Below are 22,341 nucleotides of genomic sequence, written 5' to 3'. Positions count from 1 at the left end.
CATGTCCGATTCAGCGGTGATGGTCGGTGGGCGATATCGGCTGCTCAAGACGATCGGCCGGGGCGGCATGGGCACGGTGTGGCAGGCCCACGACGAGGTGCTCGGCAGGGACGTGGCCGTCAAGGAGGTGCTGCCGCCCACCGGCCTGACGGACGAGGAGCGCGAGGAGTTCGCCGTACGCACGTTCCGCGAGGCCAGGGCGGCGGGCCGGGTGGCGCACCCCGGCGTGGCCGCCGTCTACGACGTCCTGGAGGAGCAGGGTCACCCCTGGATCGTGATGCAGCTCGTGCACTCCCGCACGCTGGGCGAGCAGATCCGCGACGAGGGCCCCATGTCCCAGCTCGACGTCGCGAGCGTCGGGCTGCAGCTCACGGAGGCGCTGCGCGCCGCGCACGCGGCCGGCGTGCTGCACCGTGACGTCAAGCCGGACAACGTGCTGCTCACCGAGGACGGCCGGGCGGTGCTCACCGACTTCGGCATCGCCACCACCGAGGACGAGGCCCCGGTCACGAGGACCGGCATCCTGATCGGCACCCCCTCCTTCATGGCGCCGGAACGCGCGGCGGGCGGCCGGGCCCGGCCGGCGTCGGACCTGTGGTCGCTGGGGGTGACGCTCTACATGGCGGTCGAGGGCCGCTCCCCCTTCCACCGCGACAACGCGCTGGCGACGCTGGGCGCGGTCATGCACGCCGAGCCGGAGCCGCTGGCCAGGGCCGGCGTGCTCGCTCCCGTGGTGATGGGGCTGCTGCGCAAGGATCCGTCCGAGCGCATGACGCTGGACGAGGCCGCGCGGCGGCTGAGCGTGATCCTGGCGGGCGGCGCACCTGATCAGACCGGCCCTGTCGCGCTGCCCGGCGTGACGCGGCGCGCCGGGCTTCTGGGCCGGCCCGGAGATGGGAGCGGGCGCGGGCGGGCGCTGCCGCTGGCCGTCATCGCCGGGGGCGCGCTCGTCGTGGCGGTCGTCACGGGCGGTGCGGCCTGGTGGTCGAAGCGCTCGGACGACCTGCCGAGCGGCCCCGGCACCGTCCCCGCCGTGGTCGCCAGCACCGCCCCCGACCGGACGACACCGGCCACCGACCGGGCCACCCACCCGACCGGACCTGAGGACACCGCCTCCCGGCCGCCGGCGTCCCAGCCTACGGAGCGCGGCACCGTACCCCGGAGCACCGGCTCTCAGAGCAACGGCCCGCGCAGCACCCCGCCGCCCACGCGCGAGCAGCCGAGGACGCCCGCCCCCAAGCGGAGCGCGACCCCGTCGCGGGAGGCGACGGACGACAAGGAGAAGAAGGACGACACCCCGGCCAGGACACCTGGCCAGGTCGAGGGCTCATAGCCCGGACGAGCAGCCCTCAGGACTCCTCGCGGACGATGTCGAGCGCCTTCTGCAGGTCCTGCGGATAGTCGGTGCTGAACGACATCCACTCCCCGCTCGACGGATGCTCGAACCCCAGCGCCACCGCGTGCAGCCACTGCCGGGTGACCCCCAGGCGGGCGGCCAGCGTGGGATCGGCGCCGTACAGCAGGTCGCCCACGCACGGATGGCGCAGGGCCGACATGTGCACCCTGATCTGGTGCGTACGCCCGGTCTCCAGCTTGATGTCCAGCAGCGACGCCGCCCTGAACGCCTCCACCGTGTCGTAGTGGGTCACGGACGGCTTGCCACCCGCCACCACGGCGAAGCGGCCGTCGCCCGACGGGTGCCGGTCGATGGGCGCGTCGACCGTGCCCCTGAACGGGTCGGGGTGGCCCTGCACCAGCGCGTGGTACCGCTTGTCGACCGTGCGCTCCTTGAAGGCCCGCTTGAGGTGGGAGTAGGCGTGCTCGCTCTTGGCCACGACCATGGCGCCCGTGGTGTTGGCGTCGAGCCGGTGCACGATGCCCTGGCGCTCGGCGGCGCCGCTGGTGGCGATGGTGTGGCCGGCGCCGAGCAGCCCGCCGATCACGGTCGGGCCCGTCCAGCCGACGGTGGGGTGGGCGGCCACCGCGATGGGCTTGTTGATCACGATGACGTCGTCGTCCTCGTACACGATGGTCATGCCCGGCACGGGCTCGGCCACCGGCATCGGCGTGGTCACCGGCGGCGGCATCGTCACGTCGAGCCATGCTCCGGCGTGCACCCGATCGGACTTGGCCGGCTGCTGCCCGTCCACCAGCACCTCGCCGGCCAGGATCAGCTCGGCGGCGCGCGTACGGGAGAAGCCGAACAGCCGCGACAGCGCGGCGTCGAGCCGCTCTCCCTCCAGGCCGTCGGGCACGGGCAGGCTGCGCTGCTCACTCACCGTCACGCACCTCCTTCGACCCGTCGATCTGCACGTTCCGCCAGGCCAGCAGCACCGCCAGGATGCCGCCGCAGACGATCGCCGAGTCGGCGATGTTGAAGACGGGGAAGTAGTCGATGACGGGGAAGTTCCCGGGCAGGACCTCGATGAAGTCGACGACGTGGCCCTGCAGTTGCGTGGAGCGCCCGATCCCCGACGGGTAGCGCAGCAGCCGGTCGGTGAGGTTGCCGATCGCGCCGCCCAGCAGCAGGCCGAGCGAGACCGCCCAGGCCCTGCTGCCGAGTTTGCGCGCCGTACGTATGATCGCCACGACCACCCCGGCCGCGATCAGCGTGAAGACGAACGTCATCCCCGTGCCGATGCTGAAGGCGGCGCCCGAGTTGAAGATCACCCGGAACTGCAGCACGCCGGGGAGCACCACCAGCGGCGGCTCGCCTTCGAGCGTGCGCAGCACCACCGTCTTGGTGACGAGGTCGGCCGCGTAGATCACGGCCGCCAGCGCCACGAGGACCGCGAACAGGCCCCGGCGAGGCCCGCGCCCTGCCGGGGGCGCCCCCTCCCCGCGCCCGGCGTCGGCCGGAGCCCGGTCCTCGGGAGGGTCGTCAGGGGTGCCCGCTACCGGCGCTCCTCCTTCTGCTTGCAGGCCACGCACAGCGTCGCCCTCGGGAACGCCTGGAGGCGTTCCTTGCCGATCGGCTTGTGGCACGATTCGCACACTCCATAGGTCCCTGCGTCGATCCTGGCGATCGCACGTTCGTTCTGCGCGACCAGATCGCGCGCATTCAGGGTAAGGGCGATCTCGCGTTCGCGCTCGTACGTCTTGGCTCCGGCGTCCGCCTGGTCGTCGCCGGCGCCCTGGGTGACGTCACCAGAGGCTATCTCCGACTCGTGACGGTGGATGTCCGCCTCGAGCTCGTCGATCTCGGTCTGGAGCCGGCCGCGGACGTCGGCCAGCTCCTCTTCCGACCACATCGACGGTGTAGCGGTCTGCGTGACTGCCGCCATGCCTGCCTCCATGCTGAACAAGGGCCTAAAGGGTGCGGGCAGCTTAGGATCCTTATAACGGAACGGCAAACGACCCGCCGGACGGTTTACCTCCCCCGTACTATCCCGCCTCGCGCATTCAACTCCTTCTCAGCGGCGTCCATTCCCACAACTTTGCGCCGTTTACGACTCACGTACCGAAGCTCGGGCGCCGGCAGGGCAGCCACCCGGGAAAACCTGGAAGCCTTCGCCCCCGCTCTGCGTTATGGTTTGAGTCTGCAAGGCGTTGATGGGGCCCTCGACTGTGAGGGATATCACCCCGGAGCCGCCGGAAGAACGGCTCTTCGAGCTCATTAGACCCGGCCGCAGTTCGAATGAAGAGGGCCCCGCCCCGAGCGAGGCCAAGAAGGGTGGTACCGCGGAGCCGTCCGGCTTCGTCCCTTCACGCAACAGCCCTGCCGGCCGATCAAGCGTGGAGGTCCCGCCCGAGATGTCTTCTCCGTATTTCCGCTCTCTTTCCGCGCAGGTCGACCTGCCCGCGCTCGAGCGCGAGGTCCTCGACCGGTGGAGGGACGGGAAGATCTTCGAGCGTTCGGTGGAGCAGAACGCCGGCAACCCCTCCTGGGTCTTCTACGAGGGCCCGCCCACCGCCAACGGCCTGCCCGGCGTCCACCACGTCGAGGCCCGCGTGTTCAAGGACCTCTTCCCCCGCTACAAGTCCATGCGCGGATTCAGCGTTCCGCGTAAGGCCGGCTGGGACTGCCACGGCCTGCCGGTCGAGGTCGGCGTCGAGCGCGAGCTGGGCCTGTCCGGCAAGAAGGACATCGAGACGTACGGCATCGCCGAGTTCAACGCCAAGTGCCGCGAGTCGGTGCTGCGGCACGTGGACGCGTTCGAGCAGATGACCGAGCGGATGGGTTACTGGATCGACCTGTCGCAGGCCTACCGGACGATGGACCCGTCCTACATCGAGTCCGTGTGGTGGTCGCTGAAGGTCGTCTTCGACAAGGGGCTGCTGTTCCGCGACTTCCGGATCACCCCCTACTGCCCGCGCTGCGGCACCGGGCTGTCCGACCACGAGCTGGGCCAGCCCGGCGGCTACGAGACCGTCTCCAGCCCGTCGGTCTACGTCCGCATGCCCGTGACCTCGGGCCCGCTGGCCGAGCTGGGCGCGGCGCTGCTGGTCTGGACGACCACGCCGTGGACGCTGGTCTCCAACACGGCCGTCGCCGTCCACCCCGACGTCACCTACGTGGCCGCCCGCACGGCCGACGGCGAGGTGCTGGTCGTGGCCGAGCCGCTGCTGTCGGTGCTCGGCGACGACGTGACCGAGCTGTCCCGCCACACCGGCCGCGACCTGGAGCACACCACCTACACGCGCCCGTTCGACCTGGTCGACATCCCCGGCGCCCACTACGTGGTGCTCGGCGACTACGTCACCGTCGAGGACGGCACCGGCCTGGTGCACCAGGCGCCCGCCTTCGGCGCCGACGACCTGGCCGTCATCAAGCGTTACGACATGCCCGTGGTCAACCCGATCGGCCCCGACGGCCGTTTCCTCGACGACGTGCCCATGGTCGGCGGCCGGTTCTTCAAGGACGCCGACGAGGAGCTGACCGAGGACCTGCGGGCGCGCGGGCTGCTGTTCCGCGGCGGCCACTTCGAGCACAGCTACCCCCACTGCTGGCGCTGCCACACGCCACTGCTCTACTACGCGCTCCCGTCCTGGTACATCCGCACCACCGCGGTCAAGGACCAGATGCTGGCCGAGAACGCCGGCACCAACTGGTACCCCGACACGATCAAGTGGGGCCGCTTCGGCGAGTGGCTGCGCAACAACGTCGACTGGTCGCTGTCGCGCTCGCGCTACTGGGGCACGCCGCTGCCGTTGTGGGTGTGCTCGCAGGACGAGTCCCATGTGACGTGCGTCGGGTCGCTGGAGGAGCTGAGCACGCTCGCGGGCCACGACGTCTCGGCGCTCGACCCGCACCGCCCGTACGTCGACGACGTCACCTTCGGCTGCCCCTCGTGCGGCGCCGAGGCCAGGCGCGTGCCCGACGTCATCGACGCCTGGTACGACTCCGGCTCCATGCCCTTCGCCCAGTGGGGCGAGCGCGGCAAGCCCGAGGGCCTCTACCCGGCGCAGTTCATCTGCGAGGCCACCGACCAGACGCGCGGCTGGTTCTACTCGCTGATGGCCGTCGGCACGCTCGTCTTCGGCCAGTCCTCCTACGAGAACGTGCTCTGCCTCGGCCTCATCCTGGCCGAGGACGGCCGCAAGATGAGCAAGCACCTGGGTAACATCCTGGAGCCGATCCCGCTGATGGACCAGCACGGCGCCGACGCGCTGCGCTGGTTCATGGCCTGCTCCGGCTCGCCCTGGTCGGCCCGCAGGGTGGGGCACAACACGCTGGAGGAGATCGTCCGCAAGGTCCTGCTGACGCTCTGGAACACCTCCTCGTTCTTCACCCTCTACGCCAACGCCGAGTCGTGGACGCCCGAGTCGCTGGCCGAGGCCACCGCCCCGGCCGAGCGCCCGCTGCTCGACCGCTGGGCGCTGGCCGAGCTGCACCGCACGGTCGCCGAGGTCACGGCGGCGCTCGACGAATACGACACCCAGCGGGCCGGCCGCCGCCTGGCCGACTTCCTCGACGACCTGTCCAACTGGTACGTACGCCGCTCGCGCCGCCGGTTCTGGCAGGGCTCGCAGGACGCCTTCGCGACCCTGTACGAGTGCCTGGAGACGGTCCTCAGGCTGATGGCACCCATCACGCCGTTCGTCACCGACCACCTCTGGGACGTCCTGCGCACCCCGGGTGCCCCGTCCTCGGTGCACCTGACCTCCTGGCCGCAGGTGCGCGAGGACCTGCTCGACCCGGCGCTGTCGGACCAGATGGCCCTGGTGCGCCGCCTGGTGGAGCTGGGCCGCTCGGCCCGCGCCTCCTCGGGCGTCAAGACCCGCCAGCCGCTGCGGCGCGCCCTGGTGGGGGCGCACGGCTGGCCGGCACTGCCCGCCGAGCTGCGCGGCCTGGTCGCCGACGAGCTCAACGTCCAGGCCATGGAGGACATGTCCGGCTTCAGCGCCGACCTCGTGTCCTACACGGTCAAGCCCAACTTCCGGGCCCTGGGCAAGCGCTTCGGCTCCCAGACCAAGCTCGTGGCCGCCGCGATGGCCGCCGCCGACCCGACCCGCGTGGCCCGCGCCCTGCGCTCGGGCGCCACGGTCATGGTGGAGGCGGACTCCCTGGGCGAGATCATGCTCGGCCCCGACGAGGTGATCGTCAACGAGCAGCCCCGCTCGGGCTGGGCCGTGGAGACGGGCGCCATCGGCACCGGCACCGGCGAGACCGTGGCCCTGGACCTGGAGCTCGACGACGAGCTGCGCCGCGCGGGCCTGCTGCGCGAGGTCATCCGCCTGGTCCAGGAAGCCCGCAAGTCGACCGGTTTGTCGATCACGGACCGCATCGACCTGTGGTGGACCGCCACCTCCCCCGATCTGGCGGCCGCGCTGCGCACGCAGGGGCAGGTGGTCACGGAAGAGGTCCTGGCCACGACCTTCACGGAGGGCACCGAGGCCGGCCTTCCGTCACACGTGGACGAGGACCTGGGCCTGACCTTCCAGCTCCGCCGCGCCTGACCCCGCTTCACCGAGAGGGGCGCCCTGTCACAGGGCGCCCCTCTCGCTCTCCCCGCTGTGAATCCCGGCGGTGACACCTCACCCCATCAGCCGTCGCAGCGGGGTCAGGCAGAGCTCATCGTGCTTCGGCTCGTGATGCGATTCCGCGGATCATATGACGCGGACCACCGGCTCGGCGTGCTCGTGGAGCGGGTTGTCGGTGGCGCCTGCCATCGTGTCCCGCATGGGTGAGCTGGTCGAGCGGGTGGATGAACGGGACCGCGTGCTGGGAGTCGTGGATCGGGCGGAGGCGGAGCGTCGGCGCTGGATGCATCGGATCGCGACCACGATCTGCCGCGATCCGATCGGGCGGATCCTGGTGCTGCGCCGAGCGGAGCAGCACACTCGTTTTCCCGGCCACTATGACGTGATGGTCGGCGGTGCCGTGAACGTGGGCGAGTCGTATGAGGACGCGGCGGCTCGCGAGCTGGCCGAGGAGCTGGGCGCCGACGTCCCGGTGCGTTTCATGTTCAAGTTTCTGTGCCTGGACGGGGTCGGCCCTGTCTGGTTCGGGGTGCATGAGGCCGTGATCAGCCAGCCGTTGGTGCCAGACGCGTCCGAGATCGCGTGGAATGCCTGGCTTACGGAGCTCGAACTGCGGGAGGTCGTGGATCGATGGCCTTTCGTTCCCGGTGGGCGAGAGGCGTTGCGCCGGTATCTGGTGTCTGGCAACGAGCCCGCTCGTCCGCGCTCAGCGGAGCGCTCTCCCCGGCCAGCCGCCATGCCTCCGGGCTGACCAAGAACGCCAGCAGCCAGCCGGCCGCCCCCGCCAGCGCGACACCGGCGTGCCCGGGCTGCGGCGGCAGAGACGATATCCGCACGCGGCGGCACACGGGGAGATCGGATACCCATACGCCCATTCCATCGCACCGGCGGTTGATTGATACCCGACAGCATGGACGGGGTTCCTGGCGAAGCCGGCATCGGCCACGCCGCTGGAGACACTGTTGGAGCAGCACCGCTCCTGGATGGTGCGAGAGCGGGGCTCGGCCCCGGCTACGGTGCTGAGCTACGAGAAGGCCGCCCGCCGGTTCCTTCGTGAGCAGGCGGCGATCGAGGACGTCTTCGCGCCTCAGACCCTGGCAGGGGCCGACATCAACGCCTTCCTGCTCCGCGACGATCGTGTCTCGGCGGGGTCGGCCAAGGGGCGCATGGCGGCGCTGCGCTTCCTCCATCTAGGCATCCATCTGCGGGGCATCATCGCCTCAGCGCTGGGGACGGCGGTTCTCCGGTCGGTGGCGGCGCTAGGCCGACGTGCAGCCCACCGGCGGTCCGCCGGTCGGTGATGGCGCTAGGCCGACGTGCAGCCCACCATGACGGCAGCCGACACCCAGCCCCAGCTGGACGGCCGCGACAGGAGCACCGCGGTCGGCGTCCTGGTGAGGTTGCCGGACCCGGTGCGGGTCGGAGCGGTGGTTGAGGCGTGGGTGCGGGGATGCTGTTTCAGGAGACGGTCTGGCGGTCGTGCTGGCACACCGAGCAGCTGGTCAGGCCGGCTGCTTCGGCGGCGGCGAGGGTCATCGTCTCGACGCCGGTCTCGCCTGCGCCCCTGACCAGGGGGCAGGCGGTGCTGTGGTAGCGGCGGGTGCCGATGATGACCTTCACGACTCCCTGGCGCTCGCTTCCGCCGGAGCCGGCGGTGGGCTTGCCGACCCCTGGAGCCGGCTCGTCCTTGGTGCCGGACGCCGGGGTTTTCGTGGAGGCGTCGGAAGCGGACGGTCGGGGTGTGCCTGCGGAGGGCCCGCCCTTGGTGGCGGGAGTGTCGCCCTTGGTCGCGGGGCCGCCGTCACCTCGCGGTGTCTCTCCCCTGCCGGTCGCCGTCTTGGGGCCGGCCTTGGGGTCGCCGCCGCCCTCTGTCTTTCCCGGGCCGGCGGCGGGTGCGGCGCCCTGCGGTCGAGCCGGCGTGCCTGGAGGCAGCGGGCCCTTGGGCTTGGCCTGTGACTCGGACGAGGAGGCTGGCCGCTCGTGCAGGATCAGGGTCTCCCCCTGCGACGGCGACAGCGACTGCTCAGAAGGGCTGGAAGAGCCAGAAGGACGCTGGGACGGCTTGGCGCCGGCTCCGGTGGTTCCTCCCGTACTTCCCGTACTTCCGGTACGCCCTGACGTCGGCGACACGGTCACGCGGGGCTGCGGCGCCGTTGCGGGTCCTGGGCCGTCGTCATCCTGGTCATGCGCGTCCCTGGTCTGCCCTGTCTTGCCCGCGGACTGACCGGGCTTGCCTCCGGACTGCCCAGGCGTGGTACCCGGCTTGCCGGCGGACTGGCCCGGCGTGCCCGACTGGCCGCCCTTGCTGCCGGGCTGGCCGGGCGTCGTGCTCGCCTGGCCGCCCTTGGCGTCGGCTTCATCCGGGTGGGTCGGCGTGGTGCCGGGCCGGCCCGGCTTGGCGGTGGGCTGGCCGGGCTTCGTGGCTGCCTGGCCGGGTCTGGCGCCGGACGGCTCCGGGGACGAGCCTGGCCGCTGCGTACCGCCCGTGGCGGGCTGTCCAGGCTTGCCGGCCCCGGTCTGCGGCTTGCTCGAAGGCCCGCTGTCACCGGGTGAGGTGTCGCCGGTGGAGGGCCTACCGGAGGCAGGCGTACCGGGCACACTTGCACCAGCGGCCGGAGTCGCGCCCGAGCCGGGCTTCCCGGATCCGGGGGTGCCGGAAGACGGCCTGCCCGAGGGGGACGTGCTGGAAGACGGGCGGCTCGAAGACGAGTCGGTGGGGCGCGGCCCTGAAGAGGGCTTGCCTGCTCCGGCCTTGCCCGGCCCCGGTGCCCCTTCGGCTCGCTGCCCGGACGCGCCTTCGGCTCGCTGCCTGGACGCTCCCTCGCCTCTCTGGACGAACGGGGGCGGCCGGAAGTATGAGGTCTCCGCCTGCTCTGCGTCCGAGCCGGGCTCGGGGGCGGCGGAGAAAGTGTCGGTGCTGTCGGCCGTCGGACGGCCGAACCACCCGGGGGCGCCATCCTCGTGGGCGGCGGCAGGCTCCGGGTCGGGGGTGGAAGCCTTCGTGTCGGGCTTCGGCGGGGTGACCGGCGGACGGAGGTCGCGGGTCTCCGCGGAGTTTTCGGCCCGGCTCGCCGCGATGTCCTTGACGGGGGCGGACTTGCCGGGGGCGGAACCGGGGGCGACGACGGGCTCGGGGTCGGCGGCAGGCGGCAGCTGCCGTCCGCCGAGCGCTGCGTCCGGCAGGCACGCCGTGCAGGGCGTGAAGCCCTCCTCGCGTGCCTCCTCGTAGGTGAGCTCCTCGTGATCCCGGCCGGTCAGCTGCCTGCAGCCGGATACGTGGTAGCGCTTGCGTCCCGGGATCACCAGCACGATCGCGTCCGGCGCGACGCCGCCCCCGGTGGGGCGGCGCATGGCGGGCGCGGGGACCGTGGCGGTCCGCTGCGGCGCCTGCGGATGCGGTCGGGGGTGCGGCTGGGGCCGCATGGGTGGCTGGTGAGCCATGGGACCGGTCTGGTTGTACGGCGGAGCCGGCGGCATGAGCCCCTTCGGGGGGGTGGCCGGCGCAGCGGCCTGCCCACCTCCGGGAAAAAGCTCGTTACGCCGTAGGAACGCCCCGATCACCAGGAACAGCGCGGACAGCACGCTGACCACGATGGACCACATGATCAGGAACGGCTTCGCCAGTACGAAGCCCGCGATCAGCAGAACCACTGCCGCGAGCACCAAACCAGCACTGATAAGGATCACAGAGGGCTCTTTCGAGTGACAGGTCCTAGTGACCCGCTACTTTACCGGCGGTCGTTGTGGGGACCGTCACCGCCGGGGAAGGCACCCTGCGGAGCCTCTCCGCCGAACGGGCTCTGGCCACCGGGCAGAGGCTGCTGGCCACCCTGAGGCACGGCGTGCGACATGGCGGGAGCCTGGCCCTGCGGGCCGCCGGACATGACCGGGAAGCCGCCGCTGCCCTCCGCGGAGACGTTGAGCTCGGCGAGCTGGTTCTCCAGGTAGAGCTTGAGCCGGCTGCGGTATTCGCGTTCGAAGCTGCGCAGCTCCTCAACCTTGCGCTCGAGCTCGTCGCGCGTCTGCACGAGCGAGCCCATCGCCTGGCGGTGGCGCTCCTGCGCGTCGCGCTCGAGCGTCTCGGCGCGGGCACGGGCGTCGCCGATGACCTGCTCGGCCTGGCGGCGGGCCTTGGTGAGGATCTCGTCGGCCTCGCGGCGGGCGCGGGTGACCGTCTCGTCCGCCTCCCGGCGGGCGTCGGCGATCGCCTGGTCGGCGGTCTGCTGGGCGAGCGCGAGAACGCGGGCCGCGGTGTCCATGTTGTCCTCGGCGGGAGGCATGTTCATGGCCACGGGGACCGGCTGCTGCTGCACCGGCGGCGGCTCGGGGGCCCGCATGGGCTCCGGCTGCGGCGGCGCCATCATCTCGGGCTTGGGCTGCTCCTGGACCGGGGCGGAGGCCATGGGCATGTTCATGCCGCCCGGCACCTTCCCGCGCAGGCACTCGGCCAGCTTGGCGCGGAGCTCCTCGTTCTCTTGGATCAGGCGGTCGAGTTCAGCCTCCACCTCGTCGAGGAAGGCGTCGACCTCCTCCTCGTCGTAGCCCGGTCGCAACCGGGTGGTACTGAACTGCTTGTTCCGCACATCAGCGGGCGTCAGCGGCATTTTTTGGTCTCCTTGGCGCGCTTGGAGTCTGTCCGGAGGACGGTTACCCGAATCACCTCAGCGCGGACACGAGTTGGATCACGACCGAGCGCCGCACGGGCCCGGCTCATCGCAGCGTTCCGGCGATCTGGATCAAGATCAGCACCACGATGAACAGGACAGTGAAGCTTAGGTCAAAGGCCACCGTACCCAACCGGAGCGGAGGAATGAAACGGCGGAGGAACTTGAGGGGCGGGTCCGTGGCGGTGTATGTGGCCTCTGCCAGCACCAGTACAACGCCGGAAGGCCGCCACTGCCGGGCGAAAGCCTGAACCGTCTCAAAGATCATTCTGCCGATGAGCAGCACCAGATAGAGGGACAGGACAACGACCAAGATCCCACCGACGACATCCACGGCCCGGCCGCGCCTCCACTTCTGATGTGCCCGCCCGGCCTCGGTGAGACCGGGTTGGGTCCGATAGGCATACAGAGACTCTAACTCTGGTTGAAGAATCCGCGTTCCGCGATTCGGGCCTTGTCCTCGGCGGTCACCTCGACATTGGCAGGGGACAACAGGAACACCTTGTTGGTAACACGTTCAATGCTGCCATGTAGGCCAAAGACGAGACCTGCCGCGAAATCAACGAGCCGCTTGGCATCGCTGTCAACCATCTCGGTCAGATTCATGATGACGGGGGTGCCGTCGCGGAAGTGCTCGCCGATCGTCCGCGCCTCGTTGTACGTCCTGGGGTGCAGGGTCGTGATGCGGGCCAGATCGGTCGTGCGGCGTTCCAGGATCGTCGTGGTGGGCCTGGGGGCGGGCACCCCGGCCTCGGGCTCGTCGTCGCGGTCCTGGACCGCCACGGGCCGTTCCTCACCGGTACGCTGCACCTCGTCGTCGTAGGCGTAGTCGTCGGTGTAGGTCTCATATCTCTCGTAGCGGTCGTCCTCCACGAGACCGAGGTAGACCGCCATCTTGCGCATCGCGCCGGCCATCGCTACGTCGTCCTCCTGCTCATGGTCGCACTTCCCCTGGGCCCGTCGCCGGGTCCGGGGCGGTAGGCGTGCCCCCTGGAGCTCACCGCTAGATCGACCTCTATCTGGTCGCGGGCTTGAAGACCCACTTGAGGGGACATTACCTGACGAAGGGCTTGCGACGACCGAGCAACGCCGTACCGACGCGCACGTGTGTCGCGCCGTACGCGACGGCCTGCGCGAGGTCCTCGCTCATGCCGGCCGAGATCATCGTGGCCCGGGGGTGCTGCTCCTGCAGGCGCGTGGCCAGGTCCCTGAGCTTCTCGAACGCCCTGGCCGGCTCCTCGCCCAGCGGGGCGACCGCCATGACGCCGCCCAGCCAAACCCCGTCGGCCAGGGCCACCTCGTCGGCGAGCGGGAGCAGGTCGGCGGGACGGGCGCCGCCCCTGGCCGGGTCGTCGTCGAGCGCCACCTGCAGCAGGCACCCGACCGAGCGGCCCTGGCGCACGGCCTCCTTGCTGATCGTCTCCAGCAGCCTGAGCCGGTCGACGGAGTGGATCACGTCGGCGTACCCGACCACGGAGCGGACCTTGTTGGTCTGCAACTGGCCGACGAAGTGCCAGGTGAGCGGCAGCCCGGCCAGCTCGCGAGCTTTGACCGCGGCCTCCTGGTCGCGGTTCTCGCCGACGTCGCGCACGCCCAGCTCGGACAGGATGCGCACGTCCTCGGCCGGACGCGTCTTGGTGACGGCGATCAGCGTGACCTCGCCCCGGTCGCGGCCCACGGCGCGGCAGGCCGCCGCGATGCGCGCGTCCACCTCGGCGAGACCGGACGCGATCTCGTCCCTTCTCACGTGCCTTCTCCCCTCGCGTTCCTCGTACGCCCCGCACAACCAGCCCCGCAAATCCGCCGCAAATCCGCCCCGCACAACAGCCCCGCACAATCCGCCTCGCCTGGCCCGCACACGACGGCGCCGCTCCCGTGTCCCTGCGGGGAGCGGCGTCAGGCGATGTGCGGTTTCCGGCTGCTATTCGACGACTGCTACTTGAGGACTGCTATTCGAGGACGGCTATTTGAGGAAGTCGGGAACGTCGAGTTCCTCTTCCTGCTCCTCGAAGATCACCCGAGGACGTTTGGGCGGCTCCGACATGCGGGAGGTGATGGGCGTGGGCGGGTTGGCGGGCTCGGGCGTGGGCCGGGGGATCGAGACGGGGCCCGACGGCTCGTCCGCCGGCTCGTCGGCGACAGCCTCGGCCGCCTGCGGGGGCTCGACCGGGCGCACGGGCTCGGGGCGCGGCTCGACCCGCGGCTCGGGCCTGAACTCCGCCCGGGGCTCGGGCCTGAAGTCCGTACGCGGCTCAGGACGCGGCTCGGCGCGGAAGTCGGAGCGAGGCTCGGGCCTGACGGGCTCAGGACGCACCTCAGCGCGCGGCTCAGGCCGCAACGCGGGCGGCTCGGACTTCACACTCGGGGACGCCACGCTCGGCCGCACAGGAGACGACGGAGGCGGCGCGGCGGGCTGTGCGGCGGCCGGGCGCCCGGCCGGGCGCGGCACCTGCTTCTCCGCCGGCCCGGGCACGTCGTCGAAGCCGGCCGCGATCACCGTCACCCGCACCTCGTCGCCTAGGGCGTCGTCGATGACCGTGCCGAAGATGATGTTGGCGTCGGGCGCGGCAGCCATGGAGACGAGCTGGGCCGCCTCGTTGATCTCGAACAGGCCGAGGTCGGAGCCGCCCGCGATCGACAGCAGTACGCCGTGGGCGCCGTCGATGCTGGCCTCCAGCAGCGGGCTGGAGACCGCCATCTCGGCCGCCGCCACCGAACGGTCGTCGCCGCGCGCGTGGCCGATGCCCATGAGGGCGGAGCCCGCGCCCGACATGACCGACTTGACGTCGGCGAAGTCGAGGTTGATCAGACCGGGAGTGGTGATCAGGTCGGTGATGCCCTGGACACCCGACAGCAGCACCTGGTCGGCCGCCTTGAACGCGTCGAGCACGCTCACCTGGCGGTCGGAGATCGACAACAGGCGGTCGTTGGGGATCACGATGAGGGTGTCGACCTCGTCGCGCAGGGTCTCGATGCCCGCCTCGGCCTGCGAGGCCCTGCGCCGTCCTTCGAAGCTGAAGGGCCTGGTCACGACACCGATGGTGAGCGCGCCGAGCGATCTGGCGATGTTGGCCACGACGGGCGCGCCGCCGGTGCCCGTGCCACCGCCCTCACCGGCCGTGACGAAGACCATGTCGGCCCCCTTGAGGACCTCCTCGATCTCCTCACGGTGGTCCTCGGCCGCCTTGCGGCCGACATCGGGGTTGGCGCCCGCGCCAAGCCCGCGCGTGAGCTCACGGCCCACGTCGAGTTTCACATCGGCGTCACTCATCAGCAGCGCCTGGGCGTCGGTGTTTATGGCGATGAACTCGACGCCCTTGAGTCCCTCTTCGATCATCCGGTTGACGGCGTTGACTCCGCCGCCGCCGATGCCGACGACCTTGATGACCGCGAGGTAGTTCTGCGGTGCTGCCACGACGAGGGGCCTTTCCGCTCGTTGACTTGCCATTTCGGTGCGGATCATCTCCGCTTTTTGTTAGTTCGGGTAACTCTCGACCTCAGGTTGAGATTTAGATTTATGTCAACCTGAGGATTGATACGGACAGTAGGAGTTACGCTCCAGGCGGGTCAACTAACCGCGCCGCAAGCACGTCCGGCGTGTCGCGGGCTGTCCGTTTCGCTCCGCAGTCACGCCTGGTCGCGGGCCTCCACTGCCGAAAGTCCGGCTTACAGGCTCTCACGCCGCGACCCCCGCCTCGCACAGGCTCGGCGATGCCGTTGCCCCTCGGTTGCCAGACCCTGACGATCACGATCACTTCAGGGTCACCACGTCGGGTGAGCTGACGTCGTACAGGGTGACCGCTCTCTCCCGTCTGAGCAGCGCGACCAGGATGCGGCCCTTCTCCTCGGGCCGGTCGGTGCCGCCCCAGATGACGGTACGGCCGTCGGAGAGGATCAGGGTCACCCCCTCGGCCGTGCCCGCGCGGACCTGCCTGACCTTGGCCGCCACCTCGTCCGGCACGGACCGCACGACCTTGAGCGCCGCCGTCATGACCGGGTCGCCCTGGGCCGGGCGATCGACCTTGAGCAACGGCAGCATGGGCGGCACCGCGTTCTTGACCTCGATCACCACGCCCTGGCCGTCGACGATCGCGAACTTGTCGCCCGTCTGGACGGCGGCGACCGGTTCGCGCTCGACGACCTCGATCTTGAGCGTGCCGGGCCAGACCCGGTCCACCTTGGCGCCGGCGAGCTGTCTGATGGTCAGGACGCGGCTCTGCACGTCGGCGAGGTTGACGGTGGCGAGGGGATGGAGGTCGGGCACGCCGGCCTGCTGCTTGATGCGCTCGCTCGGCACTGTGAGATTTCCCACGATCTCTATCGAACGCACGCCCAGCACGGGCGAGAAGAACACCAGCCACGCGGCGGTGCCCACCACCCCGGCCGTCAGCAGCACCAGGAAAGCCGTGCGCGCCTTCATCGCCCTCCCACCAGCATGCGCCCATGTCGGCACCGAACCTACGCCGACGCACGGCCTGACACCGCGCGCCACGCCCAACCCGCATCAGCGCTGAGGGCCCCCTCAGCACGCGGTTCAGGACAGGCGCGCGACGATCTGCGGCCCGAGCTCGGTCACGTCACCCGCGCCCATGGTGAGGACGATGTCGCCGGGCCTGGCCCGCTCGGCCACCAGCCCGGGCACCGAGGACCGGTCGGGCGCGTACGCCACCCGCTCGGGCAGCAGCGGCACCCGCTCGGCCACCATCGCGCCGGACACCCCCGGCTCGGGATCCTCGCGGGCCCCGTAGACGTCGAGCACGATGGCCTCGTCGGCCAGCCCGAGCGCCGCGCCGAACTCGTCGGCGAAGTACCGGGTGCGCGAGTAGAGGTGGGGCTGGAAGATCGCGATGACCCGGCCCGTGCCGGAGTAGGAGGCCACCACGTCGCGCGCGGCCCGCAGATCGGCGGCCAGCTCGGTCGGGTGGTGGGCGTAGCTGTCGAACACCGCGATGCCGCCCGCCTCGCCCTTGGCCTCGAAGCGCCGCTTGGCCCCGGTGAAGGCGCCCAGCCCCTGCCTGATCTCCTCGAACGGCAGCCCCAGCTCGTCGGCCACGGCGATCACCGCGGTGGCGTTGAGCGCGTTGTGGGCCCCGGGAACGGCCAGGCGCACCTCGCCCCTGCCCTCGACGGTGAACACCGTGCCGAACCCGTCGGGCCTGACGCCGGAGATCCGGTAGTCGTCGCCGGTCACGCCGTAGGTCTTGACCCGCAGCCCGCGCTCGGCCGCCCGGCGGGCCGCCTCGGCCGCGCCCGGGTCGTCAGCGCACGCGATGAGCAGCGAGCCGATCCGGTCGGCGAACCTGGCGAAGCTGTCGTGGACGGCCCGCGGGTCGCCGTAGTTGTCGAGGTGGTCGGCCTCGACGTTGGTCACCACGGCGATGTCGGGGGCGAGCATGAGGAAGGAGCCGTCGCTCTCGTCGGCCTCCGCCACGAACACCTGCCCCTGTCCGTCGTCGGCGCCCAGCCCGGTGGTGACGAGCTGGCCGCCCACGCAGTAGGACGGGTCGGCGCCGCACTTCTGCAGCGCCACGGTCAGCATGGACGTGGTCGTGGTCTTGCCGTGGGTGCCGGCGATGGCGACCGCGGTGCGCCCGGCCATCACGGAGGCGAGGGCGGCGGCCCGCGGGATGATCCGCAGCCCCTGCTTGAGCGCCTCGCCCAGCTCGGGGTTGGAGTCGCGGATCGCGGTCGAGACGACCACGGTGTCGACGTCTCTGATGTGGGAGGCGGCGTGGCCGATGTGCACGGTCGCGCCCAGCTCGCGCAGCTCGGTGATCAGCTCGGAGCTGCGGGCGTCGCTGCCGGTCACCCGTACGCCGCGCTTGAGCAGGATGCGGGCGATGCCCGACATGCCGGCGCCGCCCACGCCGATGAAGTGCACCCGCCCCAGCTCTTCTACGGTGACGGGATCGACCAGCTTGACGAGACTCATCGGGCTATCTCCAACACTTTCCTGGCAAGCATGATATCGGCGTCCTTCCTCCCCAGTCTGGAGGCGGCCTCCGACATGGCGACGACCCGCTCGGGGTCGCGGAGGATGGGCAGCACGTTGTGGATGATCCATTCGGGTGACAGCTCGGCGTCGTCGGCCACCAGGCCGCCGCCGCCGCGGACGATGCGCTCGGCGTTGATGCGCTGCTCGCCGTTGCCGTACGGGAGCGGGACGTAGGCGCCGGGCAGCCCGACCGCGGTCAGCTCGGCGCAGGTCAGCGCCCCGCTACGGCACAGGGCCACGTCGGCGGCGGCGTAGGCGAGGTCCATGCGGTCGATGTAGGGCAGCAGCACGTATTGCGGGTCGCCAGGCGGCGGCTCGTGCTCGACGGTGTTCTTCGGGCCGATGACGTGGAGCACCTGCACCCCGGCCCTGCGCAGCACGGGCGCGGCGGCGAGCGCGGCGTGGTTGATCGACCTGGAGCCCTGCGAGCCGCCGAACACCAGCAGCGTCGGCCGGTCGTTCTCCAGCCCGAACCACGAGCGCGCCTTGTCGCCCGTGGACAGCCGGTCGAGCGTGACGATGTCGCGGCGCAGCGGCGTGCCGATGTATTCGGCCTTGGGCAGCGTGGTCTCGGGGAACCCGCTGAAGACGTGGTCGGTCAGCCGGGCGCCCAGCCGGTTGGCCAGGCCGGGACGCGGGTTGGCCTCGTGGACCACGATCGGCAGGCCGCGCCGCTTGGCCGCCAGGTAGGCGGGCGTGGCCACGTAGCCGCCGAAGCCGACTAGGACGTCGGCCTGGACCCGGTCGAGTATGGCGGCCGTGGCGTTGATCGCCCCGGCGAGCCTGCCCGGCACGGTGAGCAGGCTCGGAGTGATCGCCCTTGGCAGCGGCACGGCCGGCACCAGCTCCAGCTCGTAGCCCCTGGCGGGCACGAGCCGCGACTCCAGGCCGCGCTCCGTGCCCACGCAGGTGATGCCGACGCTCCGGTCAAGATGGCGCAGCGCGTCCGCAAGGGCCAACGCGGGCTCGATGTGCCCGGCCGTCCCCCCACCGGCGAGGACCACCCTCATCTCGGTCACTCCCTAACGTGTCGCTCGGCCTTTGGACGTACCCCCCAGGCCAAGCCAGCTTAGGGCCCGCGCGGCCGGTCCGGGGCCACGAGCCGCCAAGGCCTCTCGCGCACCCGGCTCGCGTTTGGCGAACGACAGCAGCATGCCGAGCGCGGCGAGCGTGGGCAGCAGCGAGGAGCCGCCGTACGAGACGAGGGGCAGGGGGATGCCGGTGATCGGCAGCACGCCGAGCACGGCCCCCATGTTGACGGTGGCCTGCCCGACGATCCAGGCCACCATGGCGGCGGCGGCGAGCCTGGTGAAGGCGTCGTTGACGCGCACGGCGACGCGCAGCCCCGCGTAGCCGAGCAGCCCGAACAGGGCGACCACGATCAGTGTGCCCATCAGCCCGAGCTCCTCGCCGAGGATGGCGAAGATGAAGTCGCTCTCGCCGTGGGGCAGCCAGTTCCACTTCTGCCGGCTCTCGCCGAGCCCGAGGCCGAACCAGCCGCCCGAGCCCATCGCGATCTGTCCCTGCACGGCCTGGTAGCCCGCGCCCTGCGCGTCGGCCCACGGGTCGAGGAAGGCGCCGATGCGCGCCATCCGGTACGGCTCCACCTTGATCATTATCGCCGCCGCGAGCACCGCCAGCGCCATGATGCCGCCGAACAGCTTGACCGGCGCCCCCACCACCCACAGCAGCGACAGGAAGATCATGAACAGCACCAGCGTGGTGCCGAGGTCGCGGCCGAGCATGACCATGACGGCCAGGATCGCGGTGCCGGGCATGAGCGGGATCAGCATCTGCCGCCACTCGATGCGGCCCTGGCGTACGCGCCTGGACAGCAGGTCGGCGCCCCACAGCACGAGCCCCAGCTTGGCCGGCTCCGACGGCTGCACGGTGAACGGGCCGATGTAGATCCACCGCTGCGCGCCCAGCTCGGCCGAGCCGATGAACAGCACCATGACCAGCGCGATGATCGACAGCGCCATCAGCGGGTAGCCGGCCCACCGGAAGAACTTGACCGGCAGGCGCGAGCACAGGTACATCACCGGCACGCCCACCGCGGCCGACAGCGACTGCTTGATGAACCACGAGAACGGGCTGCCGGTCTTGTTCAGCGCCTCGATGCTGGAGGCCGACAGCACCATCATCAGCCCCAGCGCCAGCAGCAGCGCGCTGCACATGATGATCAGGTAGTAGGTGGTCAGCGGCTTGTCCAGCAGCTCCTTGAGCACGCCCAGTTGCTCGCGCGCCCAGCTTCCCGGCCCCTCCTGCGCGGCGGCCGGCCGCCGCACCCGTTCCTCAGCGCTCGTGCTCACGCCGCGCCCTCAGCCCGCGTACGGCACGCGCGAAGGCCTCCCCCCGCGCCGGATAGTTGGCGAACATGTCAAGGGAGGCCCCCGCCGGGGAGAGCAGCACGGTGTCCCCTGGCGAGGCCAGCCGGGCGGCTTCGGTGACGACTCTTTCCATCGCACCAGTGTCCCGATCGGCGATGTCCACGAGGGGGACATTCGGCGCGTGTCGCGCGATGGCTTCGGCGATCCGTGCGCGATCGGCGCCCAGCAGCACCGCTCCGCGCAGTCTCGGGGCCGCCTGGCGCACCAGCTCGTCCACGTCCGCGCCCTTGAGGAGACCGCCCGCCACCCACACGACCGACGGGTACGAGGCCAGCGCGGCGGCGGCGGCGTGCGGGTTGGTGGCCTTGGAGTCGTCGATGTAGTCGACCTCGCCGATCCGGTCCACGTGGGCCAGCCGGTGCGGGTCGGGCACGAAGTCGCGCAGCCCCTGGCGTACGGCCTCGGACGGCACGCCGAGCGAGCGGGCCAGCGCGGCGGCGGCCAGGGCGTTGGCCACGTTGTGCGGAGCGAAGGGGCGCACGTCGTCCAGCGTCGCGAGCTCCTCGGCGGCCTCGACCGGGTCGGCCACGAACGCCCGGTCCACCAGCAGGTCCTCGACCACGCCGATCTCGCCCCGCTTCGGCACGCGCAGCGTGAACCCGACGGCGCCGGGGTAGGGCGCGGCCAGCCGGGCGGCCTCGGGGTCGTCGGCGTTGAAGATCACGGTGCCGGCACGCTCGAAGACGCGGCCCTTGGCGGCGGCGTACTCGTCCATGGAGCCGTGCCAGTCGAGGTGGTCGGGGGCCACGTTGAGCACAGCCGCGGCGTGCGGGGCCAGCGTGCTCGACCAGTGCAGCTGGAAGCTGGACAGCTCGACGGCCAGCGCGTCGTACGGCTCGGCCACCGCCTGGACCACGGGCGTGCCCACGTTCCCCACGGCCAGGGCCTTGTGCCCGGCCGCCAGCAGGATGGAGGTGAGCATGCGGACGGCGGTGGTCTTGCCGTTGGTGCCGGTCAGCGCCAGCCAGGGGGCCGCCTGGGCGGGCCGCAGCCGCCAGGCCAGCTCCACCTCGCCGACGACCTCGACCCCTTCGCGCAGCGCGGCGGCGATCAGCGGGTGGTGCGGCGCCCACCCCGTGGTGACCACCCGCGTCGCGCCCTCGGGCAGCACCATCTCGCCGAAGCGGGTCTCGACGCCCACCCGCGCCAGCTCGGCGGCGGCGGCCAGTTGCCGCTCGCCCTCCGCGGCCTCGACGACGACGACCCGCTCGCCGCGCGCGGCCAGCACCCTGGCCACGGCGGTGCCGGACACGCCGAGCCCGGCCACGCAGGTGAGACTCATCGGGGCATCCACTCGACGTAGAACAGGCCCAGCCCGAGCGCCGCGCACAACATCGCGATCAGCCAGAAGCGGACCACGATCGTGGTCTCCGCCCAGCCCTTGAGCTCGAAGTGGTGCTGCAGCGGCGCCATCCTGAACACCCGTTTGCCAGTCATCTTGAAGAACCCGACCTGGATGATCACCGACAGCGTGATCATCACGCACAGGCCGGCCAGGATGATCAGCAGCAGCTGGGTACGGGTGGCGATGGCCAGCCCGGCCAGCACGCCGCCCAGCGCCAGCGAGCCGGTGTCGCCCATGAAGATCCGGGCGGGCGGGGCGTTCCACCACAGGAACCCGATCAGCGCCCCCAGCACGGCGGCGGCCACCACGGCCAGGTCGAGCGGATCTCGTACCCAGTAGCAGTTGGGGCCGAGCTGGTCGATGCAGTTGTTGCGCAGCTGCCAGTTGCCGATCAGCACGTACGCGGCCAGCACGACGCCGGTCGCGCCGCTGGCCAGGCCGTCGAGGCCGTCGGTGAGGTTCACCGCGTTGGAGAACCCGACGATCATGATGAGCACCCAGATGGTGAACCCGACGATGCCGATCGAGGGCGGGCCGAAGTCGCGCAGGAACGACAGGCGGGTCTCGGCGGGGGTGATGCCGTACACGTTGGGCTGGCGCGTCACCAGGACGGCGAAGACCGCGCCCACGATGAGCTGGCCGAGCGCCTTGGCGCCGCTGCGCAGGCCGAGGCTGCGCTGCTTGTAGATCTTGATGAAGTCGTCCAGGAACCCGACCGCGCCGAGTCCCGTCATCAGGAACAGCACCAGGCCGCCCGACACCGTCGGGGGCTCCAGCATGGCCAGGTGGGAGGCGCCGTAGGCCAGCAGCGAGGCCAGGACGAAGACGATGCCGCCCATCGTGGGGGTGCCGCGCTTGCCGAGGTGGGCCTGCACGCCCTCCTCGCGGATCTCCTGGCCGTAACCGCGCCGGGAGAACAGCCTGATCGCCAGGGGGGTGCCCAGCATCGAGAGGATCAGGCCCACCGCGCCGGCGATGATGATGTTGGTCACTGGGGGGAACCTCCGAGGATGATCTCGGCCG

The 22,341-nt window shown here is 71.1% G+C and carries 19 protein-coding genes; 4 read left to right on the top strand and 15 right to left on the bottom strand.

What is annotated here, in order from left to right:
* The first annotated feature begins 1 nt into the window (after position 1).
* Positions 2 to 1,333, top strand: coding sequence for a protein kinase (locus AB0C28_RS26205; RefSeq protein WP_358078036.1), 1,332 nt, complete (start codon positions 2 to 4; stop codon positions 1,331 to 1,333).
* 16 nt (positions 1,334 to 1,349) lie between these two features.
* Here the strand turns inward: AB0C28_RS26205 and AB0C28_RS26200 are convergent, their stop codons facing one another.
* From AB0C28_RS26200 to AB0C28_RS26190, 3 genes are read right to left on the bottom strand one after another with little or no spacing between them, the layout of a single operon-like run.
* Positions 1,350 to 2,279: an RluA family pseudouridine synthase gene (locus tag AB0C28_RS26200; RefSeq protein ID WP_357852499.1), complete on the bottom strand. Its 930-nt coding sequence runs from the start codon at positions 2,277 to 2,279 to the stop codon at positions 1,350 to 1,352.
* Positions 2,272 to 2,931, bottom strand: a complete 660-nt coding sequence (gene lspA / locus AB0C28_RS26195; RefSeq protein ID WP_357852299.1) for a signal peptidase II — start codon at positions 2,929 to 2,931, stop codon at positions 2,272 to 2,274. The genes AB0C28_RS26200 and lspA overlap by 8 nt, the downstream gene beginning before the upstream one ends.
* A complete protein-coding gene (locus tag AB0C28_RS26190; RefSeq protein ID WP_346109073.1) occupies positions 2,895 to 3,284 on the bottom strand; it encodes a TraR/DksA C4-type zinc finger protein in 390 nt (129 codons plus the stop codon). The genes lspA and AB0C28_RS26190 overlap by 37 nt, the downstream gene beginning before the upstream one ends.
* 469 nt (positions 3,285 to 3,753) lie before the next feature.
* On the opposite strand from AB0C28_RS26190, the gene ileS reads away from it, so the two are divergent.
* The 3 genes from ileS to AB0C28_RS26175 all read left to right on the top strand — a co-directional run bounded on the left by ileS (position 3,754) and on the right by AB0C28_RS26175 (position 8,225).
* Positions 3,754 to 6,900, top strand: coding sequence for an isoleucine--tRNA ligase (gene ileS / locus AB0C28_RS26185; RefSeq protein WP_357852296.1), 3,147 nt, complete (start codon positions 3,754 to 3,756; stop codon positions 6,898 to 6,900).
* A 223-nt stretch (positions 6,901 to 7,123) separates the two neighbouring features.
* Complete coding sequence (locus AB0C28_RS26180; protein ID WP_358078033.1) at positions 7,124 to 7,675, top strand: NUDIX domain-containing protein; 552 nt, start codon at positions 7,124 to 7,126, stop codon at positions 7,673 to 7,675.
* Between the two features lie 211 nt (positions 7,676 to 7,886).
* The gene (locus tag AB0C28_RS26175) at positions 7,887 to 8,225 is read left to right on the top strand and encodes a hypothetical protein (protein ID WP_358078030.1); all 339 of its coding nucleotides are present in this window, start codon (positions 7,887 to 7,889) and stop codon (positions 8,223 to 8,225) included.
* 157 nt (positions 8,226 to 8,382) lie between these two features.
* Here AB0C28_RS26175 and AB0C28_RS26170 read toward each other — a convergent pair whose 3' ends face one another.
* The 12 genes from AB0C28_RS26170 to mraY form a co-directional block, all read right to left on the bottom strand.
* Positions 8,383 to 10,575 (bottom strand): hypothetical protein, encoded by a 2,193-nt coding sequence (locus AB0C28_RS26170; RefSeq protein WP_358078027.1) that lies wholly within the window; start codon positions 10,573 to 10,575, stop codon positions 8,383 to 8,385.
* A gap of 77 nt (positions 10,576 to 10,652) precedes the next feature.
* Complete coding sequence (locus tag AB0C28_RS26165; RefSeq protein ID WP_357852287.1) at positions 10,653 to 11,528, bottom strand: DivIVA domain-containing protein; 876 nt, start codon at positions 11,526 to 11,528, stop codon at positions 10,653 to 10,655.
* A gap of 106 nt (positions 11,529 to 11,634) precedes the next feature.
* The gene (locus AB0C28_RS26160) at positions 11,635 to 11,922 is read right to left on the bottom strand and encodes a YggT family protein (protein WP_106244610.1); all 288 of its coding nucleotides are present in this window, start codon (positions 11,920 to 11,922) and stop codon (positions 11,635 to 11,637) included.
* Positions 11,923 to 12,002: 80 nt separating this feature from the next.
* Entirely contained in the window at positions 12,003 to 12,503 is a 501-nt protein-coding gene (gene sepF / locus AB0C28_RS26155; RefSeq protein ID WP_357852284.1) for a cell division protein SepF, read from the bottom strand.
* 139 nt (positions 12,504 to 12,642) lie between these two features.
* The gene (locus AB0C28_RS26150; RefSeq protein ID WP_357852281.1) at positions 12,643 to 13,335 is read right to left on the bottom strand and encodes a YggS family pyridoxal phosphate-dependent enzyme; all 693 of its coding nucleotides are present in this window, start codon (positions 13,333 to 13,335) and stop codon (positions 12,643 to 12,645) included.
* Positions 13,336 to 13,551: 216 nt separating this feature from the next.
* Entirely contained in the window at positions 13,552 to 15,003 is a 1,452-nt protein-coding gene (gene ftsZ / locus AB0C28_RS26145) for a cell division protein FtsZ (protein ID WP_358078024.1), read from the bottom strand.
* A gap of 336 nt (positions 15,004 to 15,339) precedes the next feature.
* On the bottom strand, positions 15,340 to 16,008 hold the full coding sequence (locus AB0C28_RS26140) for an FtsQ-type POTRA domain-containing protein (protein ID WP_357852275.1): 669 nt from the start codon (positions 16,006 to 16,008) through the stop codon (positions 15,340 to 15,342).
* A 114-nt stretch (positions 16,009 to 16,122) separates the two neighbouring features.
* Positions 16,123 to 17,520, bottom strand: a complete 1,398-nt coding sequence (gene murC, locus AB0C28_RS26135) for a UDP-N-acetylmuramate--L-alanine ligase (protein WP_357852273.1) — start codon at positions 17,518 to 17,520, stop codon at positions 16,123 to 16,125.
* Positions 17,517 to 18,593, bottom strand: a complete 1,077-nt coding sequence (murG, locus tag AB0C28_RS26130) for an undecaprenyldiphospho-muramoylpentapeptide beta-N-acetylglucosaminyltransferase (RefSeq protein WP_357852270.1) — start codon at positions 18,591 to 18,593, stop codon at positions 17,517 to 17,519. The genes murC and murG overlap by 4 nt, the downstream gene beginning before the upstream one ends.
* Before the next feature lie 12 nt (positions 18,594 to 18,605).
* Positions 18,606 to 19,895, bottom strand: a complete 1,290-nt coding sequence (gene ftsW, locus AB0C28_RS26125) for a putative lipid II flippase FtsW (protein ID WP_357852267.1) — start codon at positions 19,893 to 19,895, stop codon at positions 18,606 to 18,608.
* A complete protein-coding gene (gene murD, locus AB0C28_RS26120) occupies positions 19,879 to 21,255 on the bottom strand; it encodes a UDP-N-acetylmuramoyl-L-alanine--D-glutamate ligase (protein WP_358078021.1) in 1,377 nt (458 codons plus the stop codon). Before murD ends, ftsW begins: the two co-directional genes overlap by 17 nt.
* Positions 21,252 to 22,310 carry a phospho-N-acetylmuramoyl-pentapeptide-transferase gene (mraY, locus tag AB0C28_RS26115; RefSeq protein WP_106244599.1) on the bottom strand — a complete coding sequence of 353 codons (1,059 nt, stop codon included), beginning with the start codon at positions 22,308 to 22,310 and terminating at the stop codon, positions 21,252 to 21,254. Before mraY ends, murD begins: the two co-directional genes overlap by 4 nt.
* Between the last annotated feature and the right edge of the window lie 31 nt (positions 22,311 to 22,341).

Source organism: Nonomuraea sp. NPDC048892 (assembly GCF_040649735.1).
GTDB classification, from domain to species: Bacteria; Actinomycetota; Actinomycetes; order Streptosporangiales; family Streptosporangiaceae; genus Nonomuraea; species Nonomuraea maheshkhaliensis.
This window is presented reverse-complemented; position numbering and strand designations above follow the sequence as displayed.

Excerpts from the sequence above, each read along its gene's own strand:
- murC (WP_357852273.1), bottom strand. The coding sequence starts at position 17,520 with ATGAGTCTCGTCAAGCTGGTCGATCCCGTCACCGTAGAAGAGCTGGGG.
- AB0C28_RS26165 (WP_357852287.1), bottom strand. The coding sequence starts at position 11,528 with ATGCCGCTGACGCCCGCTGATGTGCGGAACAAGCAGTTCAGTACCACC.
- AB0C28_RS26180 (WP_358078033.1), top strand. The coding sequence starts at position 7,124 with ATGGGTGAGCTGGTCGAGCGGGTGGATGAACGGGACCGCGTGCTGGGA.
- ileS (WP_357852296.1), top strand. The coding sequence starts at position 3,754 with ATGTCTTCTCCGTATTTCCGCTCTCTTTCCGCGCAGGTCGACCTGCCC.
- AB0C28_RS26205 (WP_358078036.1), top strand. The coding sequence starts at position 2 with ATGTCCGATTCAGCGGTGATGGTCGGTGGGCGATATCGGCTGCTCAAG.
- murD (WP_358078021.1), bottom strand. The coding sequence starts at position 21,255 with ATGAGTCTCACCTGCGTGGCCGGGCTCGGCGTGTCCGGCACCGCCGTG.
- AB0C28_RS26140 (WP_357852275.1), bottom strand. The coding sequence starts at position 16,008 with ATGAAGGCGCGCACGGCTTTCCTGGTGCTGCTGACGGCCGGGGTGGTG.
- AB0C28_RS26190 (WP_346109073.1), bottom strand. The coding sequence starts at position 3,284 with ATGGCGGCAGTCACGCAGACCGCTACACCGTCGATGTGGTCGGAAGAG.
- sepF (WP_357852284.1), bottom strand. The coding sequence starts at position 12,503 with ATGGCCGGCGCGATGCGCAAGATGGCGGTCTACCTCGGTCTCGTGGAG.
- murG (WP_357852270.1), bottom strand. The coding sequence starts at position 18,593 with ATGAGGGTGGTCCTCGCCGGTGGGGGGACGGCCGGGCACATCGAGCCC.